The organism is Streptomyces sp. NPDC023573 (genome assembly GCF_055559735.1).
This window is the reverse complement of the sequence record NZ_JBVHKB010000001.1, coordinates 456,944-474,158: the sequence shown is the minus strand read 5'-3', so window position 1 is coordinate 474,158 and position 17,215 is coordinate 456,944. Positions and strand designations below refer to the sequence as shown.

12 protein-coding genes are annotated in these 17,215 nt (G+C 71.5%); 7 read left to right on the top strand and 5 right to left on the bottom strand.

Annotated elements, in window-relative coordinates; genetic code table 11:
- Positions 1 to 12: 12 nt before the first annotated feature.
- Positions 13 to 1,272 (top strand): RNA polymerase sigma factor, encoded by a 1,260-nt coding sequence (locus tag ACZ32T_RS02150; protein WP_467364896.1) that lies wholly within the window; start codon positions 13 to 15, stop codon positions 1,270 to 1,272.
- Between the two features lie 129 nt (positions 1,273 to 1,401).
- On the opposite strand, the gene ACZ32T_RS02145 is transcribed toward ACZ32T_RS02150, so the two are convergent.
- On the bottom strand, positions 1,402 to 1,866 hold the full coding sequence (locus ACZ32T_RS02145; protein ID WP_467364894.1) for a hypothetical protein: 465 nt from the start codon (positions 1,864 to 1,866) through the stop codon (positions 1,402 to 1,404).
- Positions 1,867 to 2,287: 421 nt separating this feature from the next.
- Here ACZ32T_RS02145 and ACZ32T_RS02140 point away from each other — a divergent pair, with 421 nt between their 5' ends.
- From ACZ32T_RS02140 to ACZ32T_RS02125, 4 genes are all read left to right on the top strand, one after another.
- Positions 2,288 to 4,015 carry a carbohydrate-binding module family 20 domain-containing protein gene (locus ACZ32T_RS02140; RefSeq protein WP_467364892.1) on the top strand — a complete coding sequence of 576 codons (1,728 nt, stop codon included), beginning with the start codon at positions 2,288 to 2,290 and terminating at the stop codon, positions 4,013 to 4,015.
- 89 nt (positions 4,016 to 4,104) lie between these two features.
- The gene (pulA, locus tag ACZ32T_RS02135; RefSeq protein WP_467364890.1) at positions 4,105 to 9,411 is read left to right on the top strand and encodes a pullulanase-type alpha-1,6-glucosidase; all 5,307 of its coding nucleotides are present in this window, start codon (positions 4,105 to 4,107) and stop codon (positions 9,409 to 9,411) included.
- Between the two features lie 218 nt (positions 9,412 to 9,629).
- Entirely contained in the window at positions 9,630 to 10,796 is a 1,167-nt protein-coding gene (locus ACZ32T_RS02130; RefSeq protein ID WP_467364887.1) for a GDSL-type esterase/lipase family protein, read from the top strand.
- Positions 10,797 to 10,923: 127 nt separating this feature from the next.
- Positions 10,924 to 11,274, top strand: coding sequence for a 5-carboxymethyl-2-hydroxymuconate Delta-isomerase (locus ACZ32T_RS02125; protein ID WP_467364885.1), 351 nt, complete (start codon positions 10,924 to 10,926; stop codon positions 11,272 to 11,274).
- On the opposite strand, the gene ACZ32T_RS02120 is transcribed toward ACZ32T_RS02125, so the two are convergent.
- Positions 11,259 to 11,993, bottom strand: coding sequence for a TetR/AcrR family transcriptional regulator (locus ACZ32T_RS02120; protein ID WP_467271745.1), 735 nt, complete (start codon positions 11,991 to 11,993; stop codon positions 11,259 to 11,261). The genes ACZ32T_RS02125 and ACZ32T_RS02120 overlap by 16 nt on opposite strands.
- A 54-nt stretch (positions 11,994 to 12,047) precedes the next feature.
- The gene (locus ACZ32T_RS02115; RefSeq protein WP_467364883.1) at positions 12,048 to 13,958 is read right to left on the bottom strand and encodes a hypothetical protein; all 1,911 of its coding nucleotides are present in this window, start codon (positions 13,956 to 13,958) and stop codon (positions 12,048 to 12,050) included.
- A 150-nt stretch (positions 13,959 to 14,108) separates the two neighbouring features.
- Here ACZ32T_RS02115 and ACZ32T_RS02110 point away from each other — a divergent pair, with 150 nt between their 5' ends.
- Complete coding sequence (locus tag ACZ32T_RS02110; RefSeq protein WP_467365653.1) at positions 14,109 to 14,543, top strand: hypothetical protein; 435 nt, start codon at positions 14,109 to 14,111, stop codon at positions 14,541 to 14,543.
- A gap of 36 nt (positions 14,544 to 14,579) precedes the next feature.
- Here the strand turns inward: ACZ32T_RS02110 and ACZ32T_RS02105 are convergent, their stop codons facing one another.
- Both ACZ32T_RS02105 and ACZ32T_RS02100 read right to left on the bottom strand, forming a co-directional pair.
- The gene (locus tag ACZ32T_RS02105; RefSeq protein WP_467364881.1) at positions 14,580 to 15,977 is read right to left on the bottom strand and encodes a DUF1996 domain-containing protein; all 1,398 of its coding nucleotides are present in this window, start codon (positions 15,975 to 15,977) and stop codon (positions 14,580 to 14,582) included.
- A 99-nt stretch (positions 15,978 to 16,076) separates the two neighbouring features.
- Positions 16,077 to 16,622 carry a carboxymuconolactone decarboxylase family protein gene (locus ACZ32T_RS02100; RefSeq protein ID WP_467364879.1) on the bottom strand — a complete coding sequence of 182 codons (546 nt, stop codon included), beginning with the start codon at positions 16,620 to 16,622 and terminating at the stop codon, positions 16,077 to 16,079.
- Positions 16,623 to 16,691: 69 nt separating this feature from the next.
- Here ACZ32T_RS02100 and ACZ32T_RS02095 point away from each other — a divergent pair, with 69 nt between their 5' ends.
- Positions 16,692 to 17,174, top strand: a complete 483-nt coding sequence (locus ACZ32T_RS02095; protein ID WP_467271755.1) for a MarR family winged helix-turn-helix transcriptional regulator — start codon at positions 16,692 to 16,694, stop codon at positions 17,172 to 17,174.
- Positions 17,175 to 17,215: the final 41 nt, after the last annotated feature.

The following is a 17,215-nucleotide window of genomic DNA, read 5'->3' as shown; positions in this document are numbered from 1 at the left end:
CCACACCGGCCGGTGAAGGACGCGCCGGTCACGACCACGGACATCGAGCAACTGCTCCGCGCCGAAGCGCCGCAGGTGCTCGGCGCGTTGGTGCGGCGCTTCGGGCGCTTCGACATCGCCGAGGACGCCGTCCAGGAGGCGCTGCTGGCGGCGCACCGGACGTGGTCGGCCGCAGGAGCCCCGGCGAATCCGCGCAGCTGGCTGATCCGGATCGGCTACCGGCGGATGGTCGACCTGCTCCGCTCGGAACAGGCGCGGCGCCGGCGTGAGCGGGAAGCCGGCCTGGCCGAACTCGCCATGCGGGAACCGGCCCGCCGGGCAGGCCCTTCGGAGGAGACGGACGACGGCCTCACCCTGTTGTTGCTCTGCTGCCATCCCGGGCTGAGCCCCGCCTCGCAGGTGGCGCTCACCCTGCGCGCGGTCGGCGGTCTGACGACCGCCGAGATCGCCCACGCCTTCGGACAGGGCGAAGCCACCCTGGCCACGCGGATCAGCCGCGCCAAACAACAGCTCGCCCGGGCCGGTGTCCGCTTCGCCGCGCCCACCGCCGAAGACCGGCAAGGCCGTGTGACCGCAGTCATGCGGGTGCTCTACCTGATCTTCAACGAGGGCTACACCGCCTCCGCCGGAGGAGAACTCTCCCGCCTCGACCTGACCGATGAGGCGATCCGGCTGACCCGGATGCTCGGTGACGCGGTTCCGGACGACGCCGAGGTGACCGGCCTGTTGGCGCTGATGCTGCTCACCGGGTCGCGGTATGCGGCCCGCAGCGGTGGCGACGGCGGGCTGGTACCGCTGGGCGAGCAGGACCGCACGCGCTGGAACCGTGAGCTGATCCGTGAGGGTACCCGGCTGATCGACGGCGTATGGGGCCGGCGCGAGACGGGCCCTTATCAGCTGCAGGCGGCGATCGCGGCACTGCACGCGGCGGCTGCGACGCCGGAGCGGACGGACTGGCCGCAGATCGCGATGCTGTACCTGTGGCTCGAACGGCTCACCCCGACCGCGCCGGTGCGGCTGAGCCGGGTGGTCGCGGTGGCCCAGGCTTACGGACCGGCCCGCGGGAGGGCCTTGCTCGACGACCTCAACAGGCGTCACGGGCTGGACCAGGACCCTCTCACCCGCCGACGGGAACGCGCGGTGCGCGCCCACCTGTTGAAGATGGCCGGGGACACCGCCGGTGCGGCCGCGCTGTACCGCGAGGCGGCAGCCCTGACCGGCAATCAGGTCGAGCGCCGCTATCTGCTTGAGGAAGCAGAACGCGCCACCTGACCGATCCGGACGCCGGGCGTCGCGGACACCACGTGCCGGCGGGTGCTCGCGGCGCTCGGTATCCTCGGCTACCCGCCGTCGGCACGGCGGCCTGCGCCGTCGCGGAACCAGGGCGGTGAGCCCCCGGGTTCAGGACGACACGGCGGTGGCCCGCCGGCGGTGCAGCATCACGATGAGGGCGGTCGCGACGGCCAGGCCCACTGCGCCCAGGACGGCTCCCTTCACGATCGGCGCGCGCCAGCCGTAGTCGGGGGTGTAGGCGGTCTCGGCGTCCTCCGCGAGCCGTACGCCGTCGATCGCGCCCGGCATCGCGTCGCCGCGGCGAACCTTGGCGTCGTCCTTCAGCTCGACGTCCTGCTCGGTGACGGTGCCGTCGGCGCCGGTGAACGAGCCGATCCAGTCGCAGGAGTCCTTGCCGCACTCGCGATCGGTAGGAGTCAGGACGCCGACGGGGCCGTCCCGCAGGGCGGTGCGGCCTTCGATCCCCTCGGCCGCCAGCCCCAGCCCGCCGCCGAGGGCGATGAGCAGGACGAAGCCGATGGCTATCCGTATGAGAACCCGCTGGCGGGTGCGCAGTGGCTGTCCGGTGCTCATGGGGCGGGATCCTAGCGGGTCAACGCGCGGGAGAGGTCCGGGCGTCAGCCCTGGGTGGGCCGGCGGGGAAGCGACGTCCGGACCTCTCCACGTGGTGACCGGCCCGGTCGGCCGGGCGCGTGGGGCCCGGGGTGCCGGACCCCCGGCCGGCCGGGCCGGAGTCGGGATGAATTTAACAGGCTCGCAATAACTTGCGTAAGGGCTTGCAGGTCTCTGTTTCCCAGGTTTCGCGGATGTGAGCGGGACGTAATCGCGTCATGTCCAGGGGGTTGACCGGGGCAGGTCAGGCTCGTACGGTCTGCGGCACACGAAGTTTTGCATCCTTGCTGCAAGAACCTTCATGAGCCTTGACGGCACGGCGCGTTGCCACGTGAGGCTGCTCCGCCATCCCCGCACTTTCCCCCACCGCAGGAGGAACGTCATGGCACGCAGACCCTTGTCTGCCGCGCTCGCCCTCGCCACGGGCGCCGCAGTCCTCGCTGTCCCCGCCGGGTTCGGCGCCGGGACCGCCCAAGCCGCGCCGCCCGGCGAGAAGGACGTCACCGCGGTGATGTTCGAGTGGAAATTCGACTCCGTGGCCAAGGCCTGCACCGACAGCCTCGGTCCGGCCGGTTACGGGTTCGTCCAGGTCTCGCCGCCCCAGGAACACATCCAGGGTGGACAGTGGTGGACCTCGTACCAGCCCGTGAGCTACAAGATCGCCGGACGGCTCGGTGACCGCAACTCCTTCGCGAACATGGTCAACACCTGCCACGGCGCGGGCGTCAAGGTCATCGCCGACTCGGTCATCAACCACATGTCGGCCGGATCGGGCACCGGGACCGGCGGGTCCTCGTACGGCAAGTACGACTACCCCGGCCTCTACTCCGTGAACGACATGAACGACTGCCAGTCGCAGATCAACAACTACGGCGACCGCGGCAACGTCCAGAACTGCGAACTGGTGGGCCTGGCCGACCTGGACACGGGCGAGGACTACGTACGCGGCAAGATCGCGGGCTACCTCAACGACCTGCTCTCCCTCGGTGTCGACGGCTTCCGCATCGACGCCGCCAAGCACATGCCGGCCGGCGACCTCGCCAACATCAAGTCCCGGCTCAGCAACCCCGGTGTGCACTGGAAGCACGAGGCCATCCACGGGGCCGGCGAGGCCGTCTCGCCCACCGAGTACCTCGGCAGCGGCGACGTCCAGGAGTTCCGCTACGGCCGCGGCCTCAAGCAGGTCTTCAACAACCAGAACCTCGCCGACCTCAAGAACTTCGGCGAGGGCTGGGGCTTCATGGAGTCGGGCAGGTCGGCCGTCTTCGTCGACAACCACGACACCGAGCGCGGTGGCGACACCCTGAGCTACAAGGACGGCGCCAACTACACCCTGGCCAGTGTCTTCATGCTCGCCCACCCCTACGGCTCCCCGGACGTCCACTCCGGCTACGAGTTCAGCAGCCATGACGCCGGCCCGCCCAACGGGGGCCAGGTGAACGCCTGCTACAGCGACGGCTGGAAGTGCCAGCACGCCTGGCGCGAGATCTCCTCGATGGTCGGCTTCCGCAACGCCGCCCGCGGCCAGGGCGTCTCGAACTGGTGGGACAACGGGGGCGACCAGATCGCCTTCGGCCGGGGCTCCAAGGCGTACGTCGCCATCAACCACGAGGGCTCCTCGCTCAGCCGTACGTTCCAGACGTCGCTGCCCGCAGGTGACTACTGCGACGTCCAGTCGGGCAAGGGCGTCACCGTCAACGGGTCGGGGCAGTTCACCGCCACCCTGGGCGCGAACACCGCCGTCGCCCTGCACGTCGACGCCCGCACCTGCTCCGGAGGGGGAACCACTCCCGACCCGGACCCGGGGAACGGCCGGTCCGGTGCCTCCTTCGGCGTCAACGCCACCACCCAGCCCGGCCAGAACATCTACGTCACCGGCGACCAGTCCGCGCTCGGCAACTGGAACCCGGGCAGCGCCCTGAAGCTCGACCCGGCGACGTACCCGGTCTGGAAGCTCGACGTCAGCCTGCCCGCCGGGACGTCGTTCGCGTACAAGTACATCCGCAAGGACGCGAGCGGCAACGTCACCTGGGAGAGCGGCGCCAACCGCACCGCCACCGTGCCCGCCTCCGGCAAGGTCGCCCTGACCGCCGACGTCTGGCGCGGCTGAACCACACCCGCGGGCCGGGGACGCGAGGTGAGCGTCCCCGGCCCGCACCGCTCCACACCGCCCGATCCCCGAAAGAGGAGTACCCGCCCGTGTCCCGAACCACCCTCCGGCGGGGAGCCGTCGCCGCCCTGTGCGCGGCGCTGCTGCCCGTCGTGCCGGCGGCCTCCGCGTCCGCCGCGCCCGGACCGCCTTCCCCGCCTTCGGACGCGAAGCTCGCGAGGGAACCGGCCAGGAACGACCTGACCCGCGAGCAGTTCTACTTCGTGCTGCCCGACCGGTTCGCGAACGGCGACACCTCCAACGACCGGGGCGGACTGACCGGGTCACGGCTGGAGACCGGCTACGACCCGACCGACAAGGGCTTCTACCAGGGCGGCGACCTCAAGGGGCTCACCCAGCGGCTCGACTACATCAAGGACCTCGGCACCACCGCGATCTGGCTCGCCCCGATCTTCAAGAACCGTCCAGTCCAGGGCACCGGAGACAACGCCTCGGCCGGCTACCACGGTTACTGGATCACCGACTTCACCCAGGTCGACCCGCACTTCGGGACCAACGCAGACCTCACGAAGCTGATCGACAAGGCCCACGGCAAGGGCATGAAGGTCTTCTTCGACGTCATCACCAACCACACGGCCGACACCGTCGACTACGCCGAGAAGACGTACGGCTACAAGCCCAAGGGCGCCTTCCCGTACCTCGACGAGAACGGCCGCCCGTTCGACGACACCCAGGGCGTCGAGGAGGTGGACGCGGGCTCCTTCCCGTACACGCCGGCGCAGACCGGCAAGAAGGTCCCGGCCTGGCTCAACGACACCACGATGTACCACAACAGGGGTGACTCGACCTACGCCGGCGAGTCCACCGAGTACGGCGACTTCTCCGGCCTCGACGACCTGTGGACCGAGCGACCCGAGGTCGTCTCCGGCATGGAGAAGATCTACGAGAAGTGGGTCCGCGACTTCGACATCGACGGCTTCCGCATCGACACCGTCAAACACGTCGACCTGGACTTCTGGACCCAGTGGGCCACCGCCCTCGACGACTACGCGGCGAAGCGCGGCCGCGACGACTTCTTCATGTTCGGCGAGGTCTACTCCGCCGACACCGCGATCACCTCGCCCTACGTGACGCGGGGCAGGCTCGACGCCACGCTCGACTTTCCCTTCCAGGAAGCCGCCCGGCAGTACGCCTCCCAGGGCGCCCCGGCCTCCGAGCTCGCCTCGGTCTACGGTGACGACTACCGCTACACCACCGACAAGGCCAACGCCTACGAGCAGGTCACCTTCCTGGGCAACCACGACATGGGCCGCATCGGGACCTTCCTGAAGCAGGACAACCCGAAGGCCGGCGACGCCGAGCTCCTGGACCGCGCCCGCCTCGCCAACGAGCTGATGTTCCTCGGCCGCGGCAACCCGGTCGTCTACTACGGCGACGAGCAGGGCTACACCGGTGCGGGCGGCGACAAGGACGCCCGCCAGACGATGTTCGCGTCGAAGACCGCCGACTACCTCGACGACGACCAGCTGGGCACCGACCGTACGCACGCCTCCGACGCGTACGACACGGCCCACCCGCTCTACCGGTCGATAGCGGCGCTGTCGAAGCTCACCGCGAAGCACCCGGCGCTGCGCGACGGCGTGCAGACCGAGCGCTACTCCAAGGACTCCGTCTACGCCTTCTCGCGCACGGACACCGAGCGCCCGTACGAATACGTCGTCGCCGCCAACAACTCCGCCGAGGCGAGGACCGTCGAGCTGCCCACGGAGTCGGCCGGCATGAACTTCCGCACGCTGTACGGCGGTTCCGGCGCCATTCGTAGCGGCTCCGACAAGACCGTCGAGGTCACCGTGCCCGCGCTGTCCAGCGTCGTGCTCCGCGCCGACAAGGCGCTCGGCGCCCCTGCCGCCAAGCCGTCGGTCACCCTGAAGGCCCCGGCCGCCGGAGCCACCGGCACCGTCGAGATCAGCGCCGACGTGGACGGCGGCGGCCTCGACCGCGTCGTCTTCGCCGCGCAGACCGGCAACGGGAAATGGGTCACCCTCGGCTCCGCCGACCACGCCCCGTACAAGGTCACCCAGCACCTGGACGAGTCGGTGAAGGCCGGGACGCCACTGCGCTACAAGGCCGTGGTCGTCGACCGCGCCGGACGCACCGCGAGCGCCCTGGCCTCCACCACCTCGGGCCAGGCACCGCCCACCCCGAAGCCCGTCGCCGTCGAACGTGACCACGCCGTCGTCCACTACAAGCGCGCCGACGGTGACTACGAGGGCTGGCAGCTGAAGTCCGGAGGCAGGAGCGCCGACTTCATCGGGCGGGACGCCTACGGCGCGTTCGCCTGGATCGACCTCGACGAGGGCGCCTCCTCGGTCCCGTACACGGTCGAGAAGAACGGCACGGCCGACGGCCCCGAGCGCACCGTCGACCTGGCCAGGACCGGCCAGGTCTGGATCGAGCAGGGCAAGGACGAGCAGGCCACCGAGGCACCCGAGGCCCCGGCGCAGGACACCTCCAAGGCCGTCCTGCACTACCACCGCGCCGACGGCGACTACGACGGCTGGGGCCTGCACACCTGGACCGGTGCCGCCGCTCCCACGGACTGGGCGAAGCCCCTGGAGCCCGTGAGGAGCGACGCGTACGGCGTCACCTTCGAGGTCCCGCTCACCGACGGTGCCACCTCGCTCAGCTACATCCTGCACAAGGGCGACGAGAAGGACCTCCCGAGCGACCAGTCCCTCGACATCGCCTCGCATGGGCACGAGGTCTGGATGCTCGGCGGGAAGCCCGGCTACCTGCTGCCGCAGGCAGGCGGCGTGCCCACCCCGGACCTGACCGAGGCCGAGGCCCAGTGGATCGACGCGAACACCGTCGTCTGGAAGGTGAAGGCCACCGACGCCACCAGCCAGCAGCTCGTGTACGCGAAGAAGGGCGGCGTCTCCGTCGTGGACGGAGCCCTCTCCGACGAAGGGCAGTGGCTCCGGCTCGGCGCCACCGCCCTCACCGACGCCCAGAAGGCGAAGTACCCGCACCTCAAGGACTATCCGGCGTTCACCGTCGACACCCGTGACCGGGACAGGGTCCGCGAATCCCTGCGTGGCCAGCTGATCGCCACCCAGCGCGCCGCCAACGGCGCCCTGCTCGCCGCCACCGGCGTACAGACCGCGGGTGTCCTGGACGCGCTGTACGGGAAGAAGGCCGCCGGAGTGGACCTCGGACCGGTCTTCCACCACGGTCGGCCCACGCTCTCCGTCTGGGCGCCCACCGCCCGCACCGTCTCGCTCGAACTCGACGGGAAGAGCCTCCCGATGCGGCGCGACGACCGCACCGGCGTCTGGTCGGTCACCGGGAAGAAGACCTGGACGGGCAAGCCCTACCGCTACGCCGTCCAGGTCTGGGCACCCACCGTCCAGAAGATGGTCACCAACAAGGTGACCGACCCCTACTCCACCGCCCTGACCACCGACTCCGCCCGCAGCCTCGTCGTCGACCTCGACGACCCGAAGCTCGCCCCGCGCGGCTGGTCCGGTCTGAAGAAGCCCGCCGCCGTCCCGATGCGCGACGCCCAGATCCAGGAGCTGCACATCCGCGACTTCTCGGTCACGGACGCCACCTCGAAGCACCCCGGCGAATACCTCGCCTTCACCGACACCCGCTCCGACGGCATGAAACACCTCAAGGAGCTCGCGGACTCCGGCACCAGCTACGTCCACCTGCTGCCCGCCTTCGACATCGGGACGATCCCCGAGAAGAAGTCGGCACAGCAGAAGCCGGCCTGCGACCTGTCCGTCTACGCCCCCGACTCCGAGGAACAGCAGGCCTGCGTCACCGAGGCCGCCGCGAAGGACGCCTTCAACTGGGGATACGACCCGCTGCACTACACGGTCCCCGAAGGTTCCTACGCCTCCGACCCCGACGGCACCAAGCGCACGGTCGAGTTCCGGCAGATGGTCCAGGGGCTCAACGGCGCCGGACTGCGGACGGTCATGGACGTCGTCTACAACCACACCGTCGCATCGGGCCAGGACGGAAAGTCCGTCCTCGACAGGATCGTGCCCGGCTACTACCAGCGGCTCCTGGAGGACGGCACCGTCGCCACCTCGACCTGCTGCGCCAACACCGCGCCCGAGAACACCATGATGGGCAAGCTCGTCGTCGACTCGATCGTCACCTGGGCCAAGGAGTACAAGGTCGACGGCTTCCGCTTCGACCTGATGGGACACCACCCCAAGGAGAACGTCCTCGCGGTCCGCGAGGCACTCGACGAGCTGACCGTCGCCGAGGACGGCGTCGACGGGAAGAAGATCATCCTGTACGGCGAGGGCTGGAACTTCGGCGAGATCGCCGACGACGCCCGCTTCGTCCAGGCCACCCAGAAGAACATGGCCGGCACCGGCATCGCCACCTTCTCCGACCGGTCCCGCGACGCCGTGCGCGGCGGCGGCCCCTTCGACGAGGACCCCGGCGTCCAGGGCTTCGCCTCCGGCCTCTACACCGACCCCAACACCTCCTCCGCCAACGGCACCGAGGCCGAGCAGAAGGCCCGGCTGCTCCACTACCAGGACCTGATCAAGGTCGGCCTCACCGGCAACCTCGCCGACTACACCTTCACCGACACCCAGGGCCGCACGGTCAAGGGCTCGGCCGTCGACTACAACGGCGCCCCCGCCGGATACGCGGCGGCACCCGGTGACGCGCTCGCCTACGCCGACGCCCACGACAACGAAACCCTCTACGACGCCCTCGCCTTCAAGCTCCCGTCGGACACCCCGGCCGCCGACCGGGCCCGCATGCAGGTCGTGGCGATGGCGACCGCCGTGCTCTCGCAGGGACCGGCGCTCTCCCAGGCCGGCACCGACCTGCTGCGCTCCAAGTCGCTGGACCGCAACTCCTACGACAGCGGCGACTGGTTCAACGCACTGCACTGGGACTGCCGCAAGGGCAACGGCTTCGGACGGGGCCTGCCTCCCGCCGCCGACAACAAGGACAAGTGGTCCTACGGCAAGCCGCTGCTGACCGCCGCCGCGCTCACCCCCGGGTGTACGCAGATCACCGGCGCCTCAGCGGCGTACCAGGACCTGCTCACCATCCGCACCACGGAGCAGGACTTCGGTCTCGCCACCACCGAGCAGGTCCAGGACACGCTGTCCTTCCCGCTCTCCGGCAAGGCGGAGACCCCCGGCGTGATCACCATGCGCGTGGGCGACCTGGTCGTCGTCATGAACGCCACCCCCGGTACGCGGAGTCAGGTCATCCCCGGGCTCGCCGGGAAGGCGTACGCCCTGCACCCCGTCCAGGCGGCGGGCGCGGACGCCGTCGTGAGGAAGTCCTCGTACGAGAAGGAGACGGGCGGCTTCACCGTCCCGGGACGCACGGTCGCCGTGTTCACCCGGAGCTGACGCCCGACGCGCCGGCTGCCGGTCCCGGCTCCCGCCTACGTGGCGGAAGCCGGGACCGGCCGCTTCCGGCGTACCGGTCCGTCCGGACCGGCGCTCCTCCACCGGTTCGTTGCGTAGTGTGAGTGAGCCGGGCCGGTCGCGGAACGACGACCGCACCGTCGCGGCGTGCGTGATCCCGATCGCAGGTTGACCTGGGGGCAGGAGCGGTGACGGTGGCGATGCGGGCGTTTCCTCTGGTGGGCGGGCCGGTCGAGTTCCGGGGTGCGCTGGATCTGGAGATCACGCCCACGGGGGTGATGCCGCGCCGGCTGCCCGCGTGGACCAAGGAGCAGTACCAGGACCCGTCGGTCCACGGAGTGACCGTGATGCCTTCGGGCGTGCGCCTGGTGTTCCGCACCGATGCGCGTGAGCTGGAGTTCGAGGTGCTCACCTTCACGGGGCAGTTCGACACCGACCCCCTTCCCCGGCCGACCGGGATGCTGGAACTGCTGGTGAACGGCGCTCCGGCCGGGCGTCGTCAGGCACCGGTGGGAAACGTGCTGCGGATGTCGGGTCCCGGAGCCGCCCAGCGGCTGATTCCGGGCGATCCAGGTACGGTGCGGTTCACCGGGCTGCCGGCCGGCATGAAGAGCGTCGAGCTGTGGCTGCCGCAGCAGACCCCCACGGAACTGATCGCACTGCGCGCCGACGGCGAAGTGCTTCCACCACTGCCGGACGGCCGGCGCCGCTGGGTGCACCACGGCAGCTCCATCAGCCACTGCGTCGGGGCCGACGGCCCGACCGGTACGTGGCCGGTGGTGGCAGCCGCGCTCGGGGGAGTGGAGGTGATCAACCTCAGCCAGGCCGGCAACGCGCTGCTGGACCCCTATGTCGCCCGGACGATCCGTGATGTGCCCGCCGACCTGATCAGTCTCAAGGTGGGCATCAACATCGTGGGTCTGGCCGCCTTCCGGCTGCGGACGTTCGGCCCTGCGGTGCACGGGTTCCTGGACACCATCCGGGATGGTCACCCGGACACCCCGCTGCTCTTGATGTCCCCGGTGAGCTGTCCCGCCGTCGAGGAGACCCCCGGGCCGACGACGACGGGCCCGGACGGGAAGATCACGGCGCTGGGCGACCCGTCCCAGGTGGCCGCCGGGGCGTTGACGCTGGCCGTGGTCCGTGCCGAGCTGGAACGGATCGTGGCCGCCCGGCGGACCCGCGATCCCCACCTCCATCATCTCGACGGCCGCGAGATGCTCGGTCCGGACGAGACAGAGGACCTGGCCGACGGCCTGCACCCCACGGCCGCCGCGTACCGCCGGATGGGCAAGCGGTTCGCCACCCACGCCTTCGCGAACGACGGTCCCTTCCGGCCGGGGGGCGCGTCGCCCCTAGCTTCATAGAAGGGGCGGAAACCTCAGTTCTCCGCGCTCACTTGTGCGGGCGACGGGATCACGCGAAGCTGAATCCGTACACGTGTGTGCACGCTGTACACGTATGCGTACCCGTACCCGCGATCAGGAGCGCTTGATGCCGCAGATCACCGTCGACTACTCCGCCGAGCTCGACGACAGCTTCGACCGGCGCGGCTTCGCCCTCGCCCTGCACCCGCTCGTCGCCCGGACCGTCTCCACGAAGGTCCCCGCCTGCAAGACCCGGTTCCGCAGGGCCGAGGAATCCGTCGTCGGTGACGCGCCCTCGGGCGACTCCATCGTGAACGTCTCCATCGCGATGCTGCCCGGCCGGACCCCCGAGATCAAGGCGCAGCTGACCCAGGCCGTCCTGGATCTGCTGTCCGGCCACCTGAAGCCGGCCGACGGACTCACCGTCCACGCCTCGGCCGAGGTGCGGGACCTGGACGCGTCCTACCGGAAGAACTGAGGCAGCCGCTGCGGCGGGACGGCCGGTGCGGCGGGGGCCAGGACCGAGAGCCTGGCGAGCAGTTCGCCGAACGGGCCGTCCGCCGGCTCCTGCGCGAAGACCCGCAGCATGACGCCGGCCATCTCCTGGTCGTACGCCGCGCTCACCGACGCCAGCGCCGCGAAGTCGTGCACCAGTTGCAACTCCAGCTCCGCACGCGGAATGCGCTTCCCGTCGAGCCAGAACAGCGCGGTCGACTCGGCCAGCGACACCCAGGACCGCACCACGAGCTCCAGCCTGGCAGGCGGGTGCGGGACGCCGAGATGCGCGATGATCTGCTCGTACGCCGCCTGCCGCACCCCGTCCACCAGGGCGTCGGCCGTGGAGGAACCACGCGCCGGGCCACCCCGCATCAGCGCGGCGAAGCCCGGGCCGTGCTCCTCGACGAAGTCGAAGAACCGGCGCATCACCCGGAGCAGGCGAGCCCCCAGGGGCCCTTCGTGCGCCTCCAGGAAGCGGCCCGCCAGTTCGTCGGCGGCCCGCTTCAGCGCCGCCTCGTACAGGCTGCGCTTCCCCGGGAAGTAGTGGTAGACGAGTGGGCGCGAGATGCCGGCCGCCGCGGCGATCTCGTCGATGGACACATCATCGGGCGAGCGGTGACTGAACAACTCCAGCGCGACACCGATCAACTGGGCCCTGCGCTCATCGACGCCCATCCTGCGTCGCACCCCGGTCGTCATGCCGAACAGCCTAACGGGACAGGGCAAGTGACCTGCGCCTGCCCGCCTCCGGCCTCAGTGCAGCGAGCCCACCCGGCTGCCGTCCGCCAGCAGCCCGTCCAGCCGGGGGCGGTCGCCCTCCCTGGCGGGCAGCGCCAGCAGCCGCCCGTGCGTGCCGCCCCGCACACCTCCGGTCGCGGTCAGGGCCGCGAACTGCCGGGAGCCCGCCGCCAGTACGTACCACCTGCCGCCGTCCGACTTCCAGAGCACACCCGCCAGCACCCGGGGCCTGCGTATCCCGCAGTCCGGCGAGTCCTCGGCACGCGCCGCGACCGCCGCCGGTGTCCTGGCGCCGCCCGAGAGCTCGGGCGGCGCCTGGAACTGCGCCAGGACCCTGCTGCCCGTGCCCCGCCAGGTGTCCGCCCTGGTGCAGAACCACAGGGCGTCGCCCTCTCCCTCCGGCAGCCGCTGCTTCGCGTACCGCCAGGAGTTCACCGACCGCACGCCGTTGGAGCGCACCGCCGGCAGCAGGCAGGCCGTACGCGCCCAGCTCTCCCGCTCGGCCCGGCCCGCCACGTCGTGCGGGGCCGACGGCGCACCGGAGGTGAGGCGTACGGGAGTGAGCTCACCCAGATCCGTCATCAGACGCGCCGCGTTGCCGTCCCGCATCTCGAGGGCCTGCCAGGAACGGCAGTCGTCCCGGTCCCCCTCCCCGGTCTCCGGCAGGGCCACCGGGTCCGTCACCCCATGACGGTCACGGGACAGCGGCCGGGCCGCCTCGTGCGGCGCGAGCAGGTCGCGCACGCCGACGTCCCGCACCCACGGCGCGGTCAGATAGCGGATCCGGCCGGCCCGCCGCTGGACCACCAGGGCGCTCGCCGCCACCGCGTCCGCGCCGTCCACCCGGGCGAAGTCCAGTGCGGCGCCCCCGGACGGATCGGCGTTGCGGGGCTCGGCGTAGCGCACCACGCGCAGGCCGTCGTGGAAAAGCGCCACGGCCGCCCGGCCCACCTCGCCCGCGTAGAGCAGCTGCGGCGGGCCCATCGGCGGCCCGTCGGGCGTCCCGGGCGTCGCCGACGCGACCACCCCCGGACCGGGCCGCGCCCACGTGGCCAGGGCGCGGCCCAGCAGACCGGTGTCCCCGGTCCGGTCGCCGCGCGTGGGCCAGACCGTGAAGTCCCTGCGCGTGGAGCCCCGCCAGAGCCCGCCGGGCACCCTGCGCAACTCGGCGGGATCCAGGGCCTGCTGGGCGGTGTGGTTGCGCGAGTAGAGCGGCGCGGACGAGGCGCGGGGGCCGCCCAGGCCGTCCCCCGGCATCAGCACCAGCGTCCCGCAGACCAGCAGGGCGCCGGCACCGGCCAGGAGGGCCCGCCCGCGCCGCCGGCGTCGGACCGGATCGGTCGGCCTGACCTGGAGCGAGCACGGGTCGAACTCCGGTGAGGCCAGCAGCGCGTGGGGCGCCGTGAGCGCGTCGGCCTCCAGCAGCGCCGCCCGGGGGTCGTCGACACCCGCCGCCTCCAGGACCCGGCACACCTCGGCGTCGTCGAGCCCTTCGAGACCCCGCAGCACATGCGCCGCCCGGCAGGGCCCCGACGTCTCGGCCAGCGCCTGCTCCAGAGCCAGCTCGTCCGCGCCGCAGGAGTGCGGGAACAGCCGCAGCCCCCACACCGTCGGCACCAGCGGCGGGAACTGCGCCCGCCGGGGCCGGCCGAACCGGAACAACGGCAGACCCGCCTCCAGCGCGGAACGCAGCACCCGCAGACGTACGTACGCGTAGGCGCTTCCCGGATCTCCGCCCTGCCCGCCGGCCAGGGCACGCTGGACGAGCCAGTGGGCCGACAGCACCCGCCGGTTACGGCCGAGCGAGGGCGCCAGCACGAGATACGCGAGCCGCACCAGCCGGGCGTAGTGCTCGGCCGGTGCGGCCTCGGCCCGCTCCGCATACGGGCGGCCGGCGGACGGCGGTACTGCTCGCAGTGGGGGCATGTTCAGCTGAACGAGCGAATGGTGCGATGGTCACTCCGGCGCGCGCGCTCCGGAGCGGGTTGTGCGGTTTCCCCCCGGAAGCCGGGGAGACCGGGGCACGATGGCCGCATGGCGGAGCAGCGGGAGTGGCGACTGCGGCGGGCCGGCCGCATGCCCGTGGCCGTGCTGGCGGGGATCGCCCTGCTCACCGCGTGCGGCGGGGGAGCGGACGGCGACGACGAGCCCGCCGTTCCGCCCACCGCGAGCGGGACCCTGGAGCAGCTCGCGTCTAAGGCGCGCTGCGAGCCGGACATGCAGACCGATGCCGAAGAGCTCAGGCAGGCCAACTGCCGTGCCGGGAACGGGCGTTACGTGCTGGCGACCTTCGCCACCGACCGCGGCCAGCGGGAGTGGATCGACGAGGCCGACGACTACGGCGGCTCGTACCTGGTCGGGCGCAAATGGGTGGCGGTCGGTGACGCGGCCGTGGTCACGGCGCTGCGCGGCCGGCTCGGGGGGACGGTGGAGACCGCCTCGCCGCACCACTCGGGGAGCAGTGGCAGTGGGGGGAGCGAGGAAGGGCACTCCGGTCACCACGGGAGCTGACCGCGCAGGTGGAGGGGGCAGGGAGGAGCCGCAGGGTCAGCGGCACCTGCGCCCGCCGTTGACACAGCTCACCACCTTCTTCATCAACGCGTCGTCGAAGACGTTGATGAAGTCGCCGTGATCGGTCACGGGCTTGTGCAGCTGCTCAGGGAAGGAGTCCACGGCGAAGCCCGGGCCCGGCGGGATGTCGTACACGATGCGCTGGACCAGCCGCGGGACGGCCCTGAAGCCGTCCGGGCACCGGCCGTCGTCCTGGGCGAACGCCACATGGGTGCGGTGGTTGGCGCTGTCGGTGTTCCGGCCGTCCCAGCAGCTCTGGAACGCGAAGGACCGGACCACCTGGCTGCCCTGCGGACAGATCGGGTACTTGTCCTTCAGCTGCCGGTCCTCGAAACCGGTGCAGCTCCAGGACGCGTTGGCATTGGCGTCACCGTTGGTGAAGGCCTTGGCGTCCCCGGTGATGATCCGCAGGAAGCGCGGCATGGCCGTGACCTTCCCGGCGGGGGAGCCGGTGAACTTCAGCGTGACCTGGGACGGGGTCTGGATCTCCCCGGTGTTCCGGTCCTTGCCGCCGCCGTCCGCGTCCGCGTCGTCCTCGTCCTGGCCGTTCCGCAGGCGGAGCACGGGCCAGTAGTACGTGGACCGGTCGCCCTGGTCGCGGCAGGTGGTCTCTCCGGCGGCCAGGTCGTCGTCACCGGCGAACGCGTCGGTGGCCTGGTTGCCGACGTAGTCGTGCATGTGGTGGGCGCCGTTGCTCACGCCCGGGGCGGCGATGACGTTGTCGGAGTTGAACTTGCCGTTCTCGTTGCGGCCGCAGTCGGTGGTGAACGTACCCCGGGAGGCGCCCCTGCGGTCACGCGGGCGGTCGGTGCCGGGCCGGACGGACCGGATGTCGACGAAGTCGGACGCCTCGGGGCCGTTGCCCTCCTGGCCCTGCCCGCCGCCCTGGTCCCGGTCGTCGCCGGCACGCAGGCTGCATTCCGCCAGGTCCTCCAGGCCGTGCGGCCGCTCGCCCCTGGCCCGCTCGACGGCGATCCGGATGCGGTCGAGGCCGGCCGCCCGCCTGCTCCTCAGCGGACCGAGCACCGCATTCCCGGCGAGATCCGGATCCCGGGCGATCCGCTCCCCGCGGTCCGCGAACTCCCGGTACGCCTCGGTGATCTGCGTGTCCATGGCGGCCAGTTCGCGGTCGACCTCCGGCCGCGCCCCGGCCGGCACGCCGGGAAGGGCGATCCCCGCGTCGGGACAGTCGATGGTGGACATCCGGCGGGCCGTGTCCCGGGCCTGCGCCGAAGGCGGACCGGACCCGCCCTCTCCGGCGCTCGCGTGGACATCGACGGCGACCAGCCCACCCCCGCCCAGAGCCAGTGCGGCCGCGGTGGCCACGGCCCGGCCGGCGGGCGTCGTGCGTTTCCTGCGCGATGTGCGTCCCATGGAACTCCTCCGCTCCGGTGCTTCGAGTCAGAAGCGTGACGTCCCATACGGACCGCGGGCCCCACCCGTTCAGCACACCGCGGAAGTCGTACGGGCGCCCTACACCGGTACGGCCTCCACCGGCGCTCCCGTCATCCGGTTGGCCAGCGTCGACATCGTGTAGGCGCCGATCCCGAGAGCCACCTCCAGGGCGTTGCGTGAGGTGTAGCCCAGCGCCAGGAAGTCCCGGAGACGCTCGTCCTCGACCGCGCCGGCCGTCTCCAGCACCGCGAGGGTGAAACGCCTTACGCCTTCCAGTCGTTCGACCGGCAGAGGCTGCTCACCGGGGGCCCGCAGTGCAGCGACGAGCTCCGGTGCCGCGCCGAGCGACCGCAGCCTCCCCGTGTGCATCTCCACGCAGATGTGGCAGTCGTTGCGGGTGGCCACCGTCATGACGACGACCTCGCGGGACAGCGGGTCCAGCGTGCTCGACTCGAAGGCCGCGCTCGCCTGGAGGAAGCCGTTGAGCGTCTCCGGCGACGTGGCGAGCCGGGCCACGGCGGACGGGACACGGCCACCCTGTCTGGCGGCCATGGCCTCCATGGTGGGGCGGGACGCCTGCGGCGCCGAGCCGATGGTGTGATCGGGGAAGTGCGTACCGGACATGGTGGTCCCCTCGCGGTAAACTCGACAACGTGATTGTCGAAAAAGTAAACCAGGTTGTCGAGATGCGCAATGGCTGAGGAGAGGAGCGGAGGGAAAGAGGCGGGGTTCGAGCTGCCCCTGCTGCTGTTCGCCGGCTTCCGGTCGATCATCGACGCCCTGCACCGCGACCTGGCTGCGCATGGCCACCCGGACGTGCGTCCGGCCTACGGCTTCGCGCTCCAGGCGGTGGGGCGGGAGGGGGCGAGCGCCAGTGAGATCGGCCGTCGGCTGGGAGTCTCCAAGCAGGCGGCGGGGAAGACGGTCGACAAGCTGGAGGGCCTCGGATACGTGGAACGGGTCGACGATCCCGGCGACGGCCGCCGCAAACTGGTCAGACTCACCGCGCGCGGCGTCGACGTGCTGGTCAGATCCGCCGAGGGCTTCGACCGGCTCCGCGCGGAATGGGTCGGGGTGCTCGGCGCGGAGCGGGTCGGGGCTCTGGAGGCGGATCTGCGGAGGATGGCGCCCGCGGCCGCCTTCCGGCTGGACGCGGAGCGCTGGTTCGCCGGCTGAGCGGAGCCGGCCGTGCGCGTCGGCCCCGGCCGCCCGGCCCG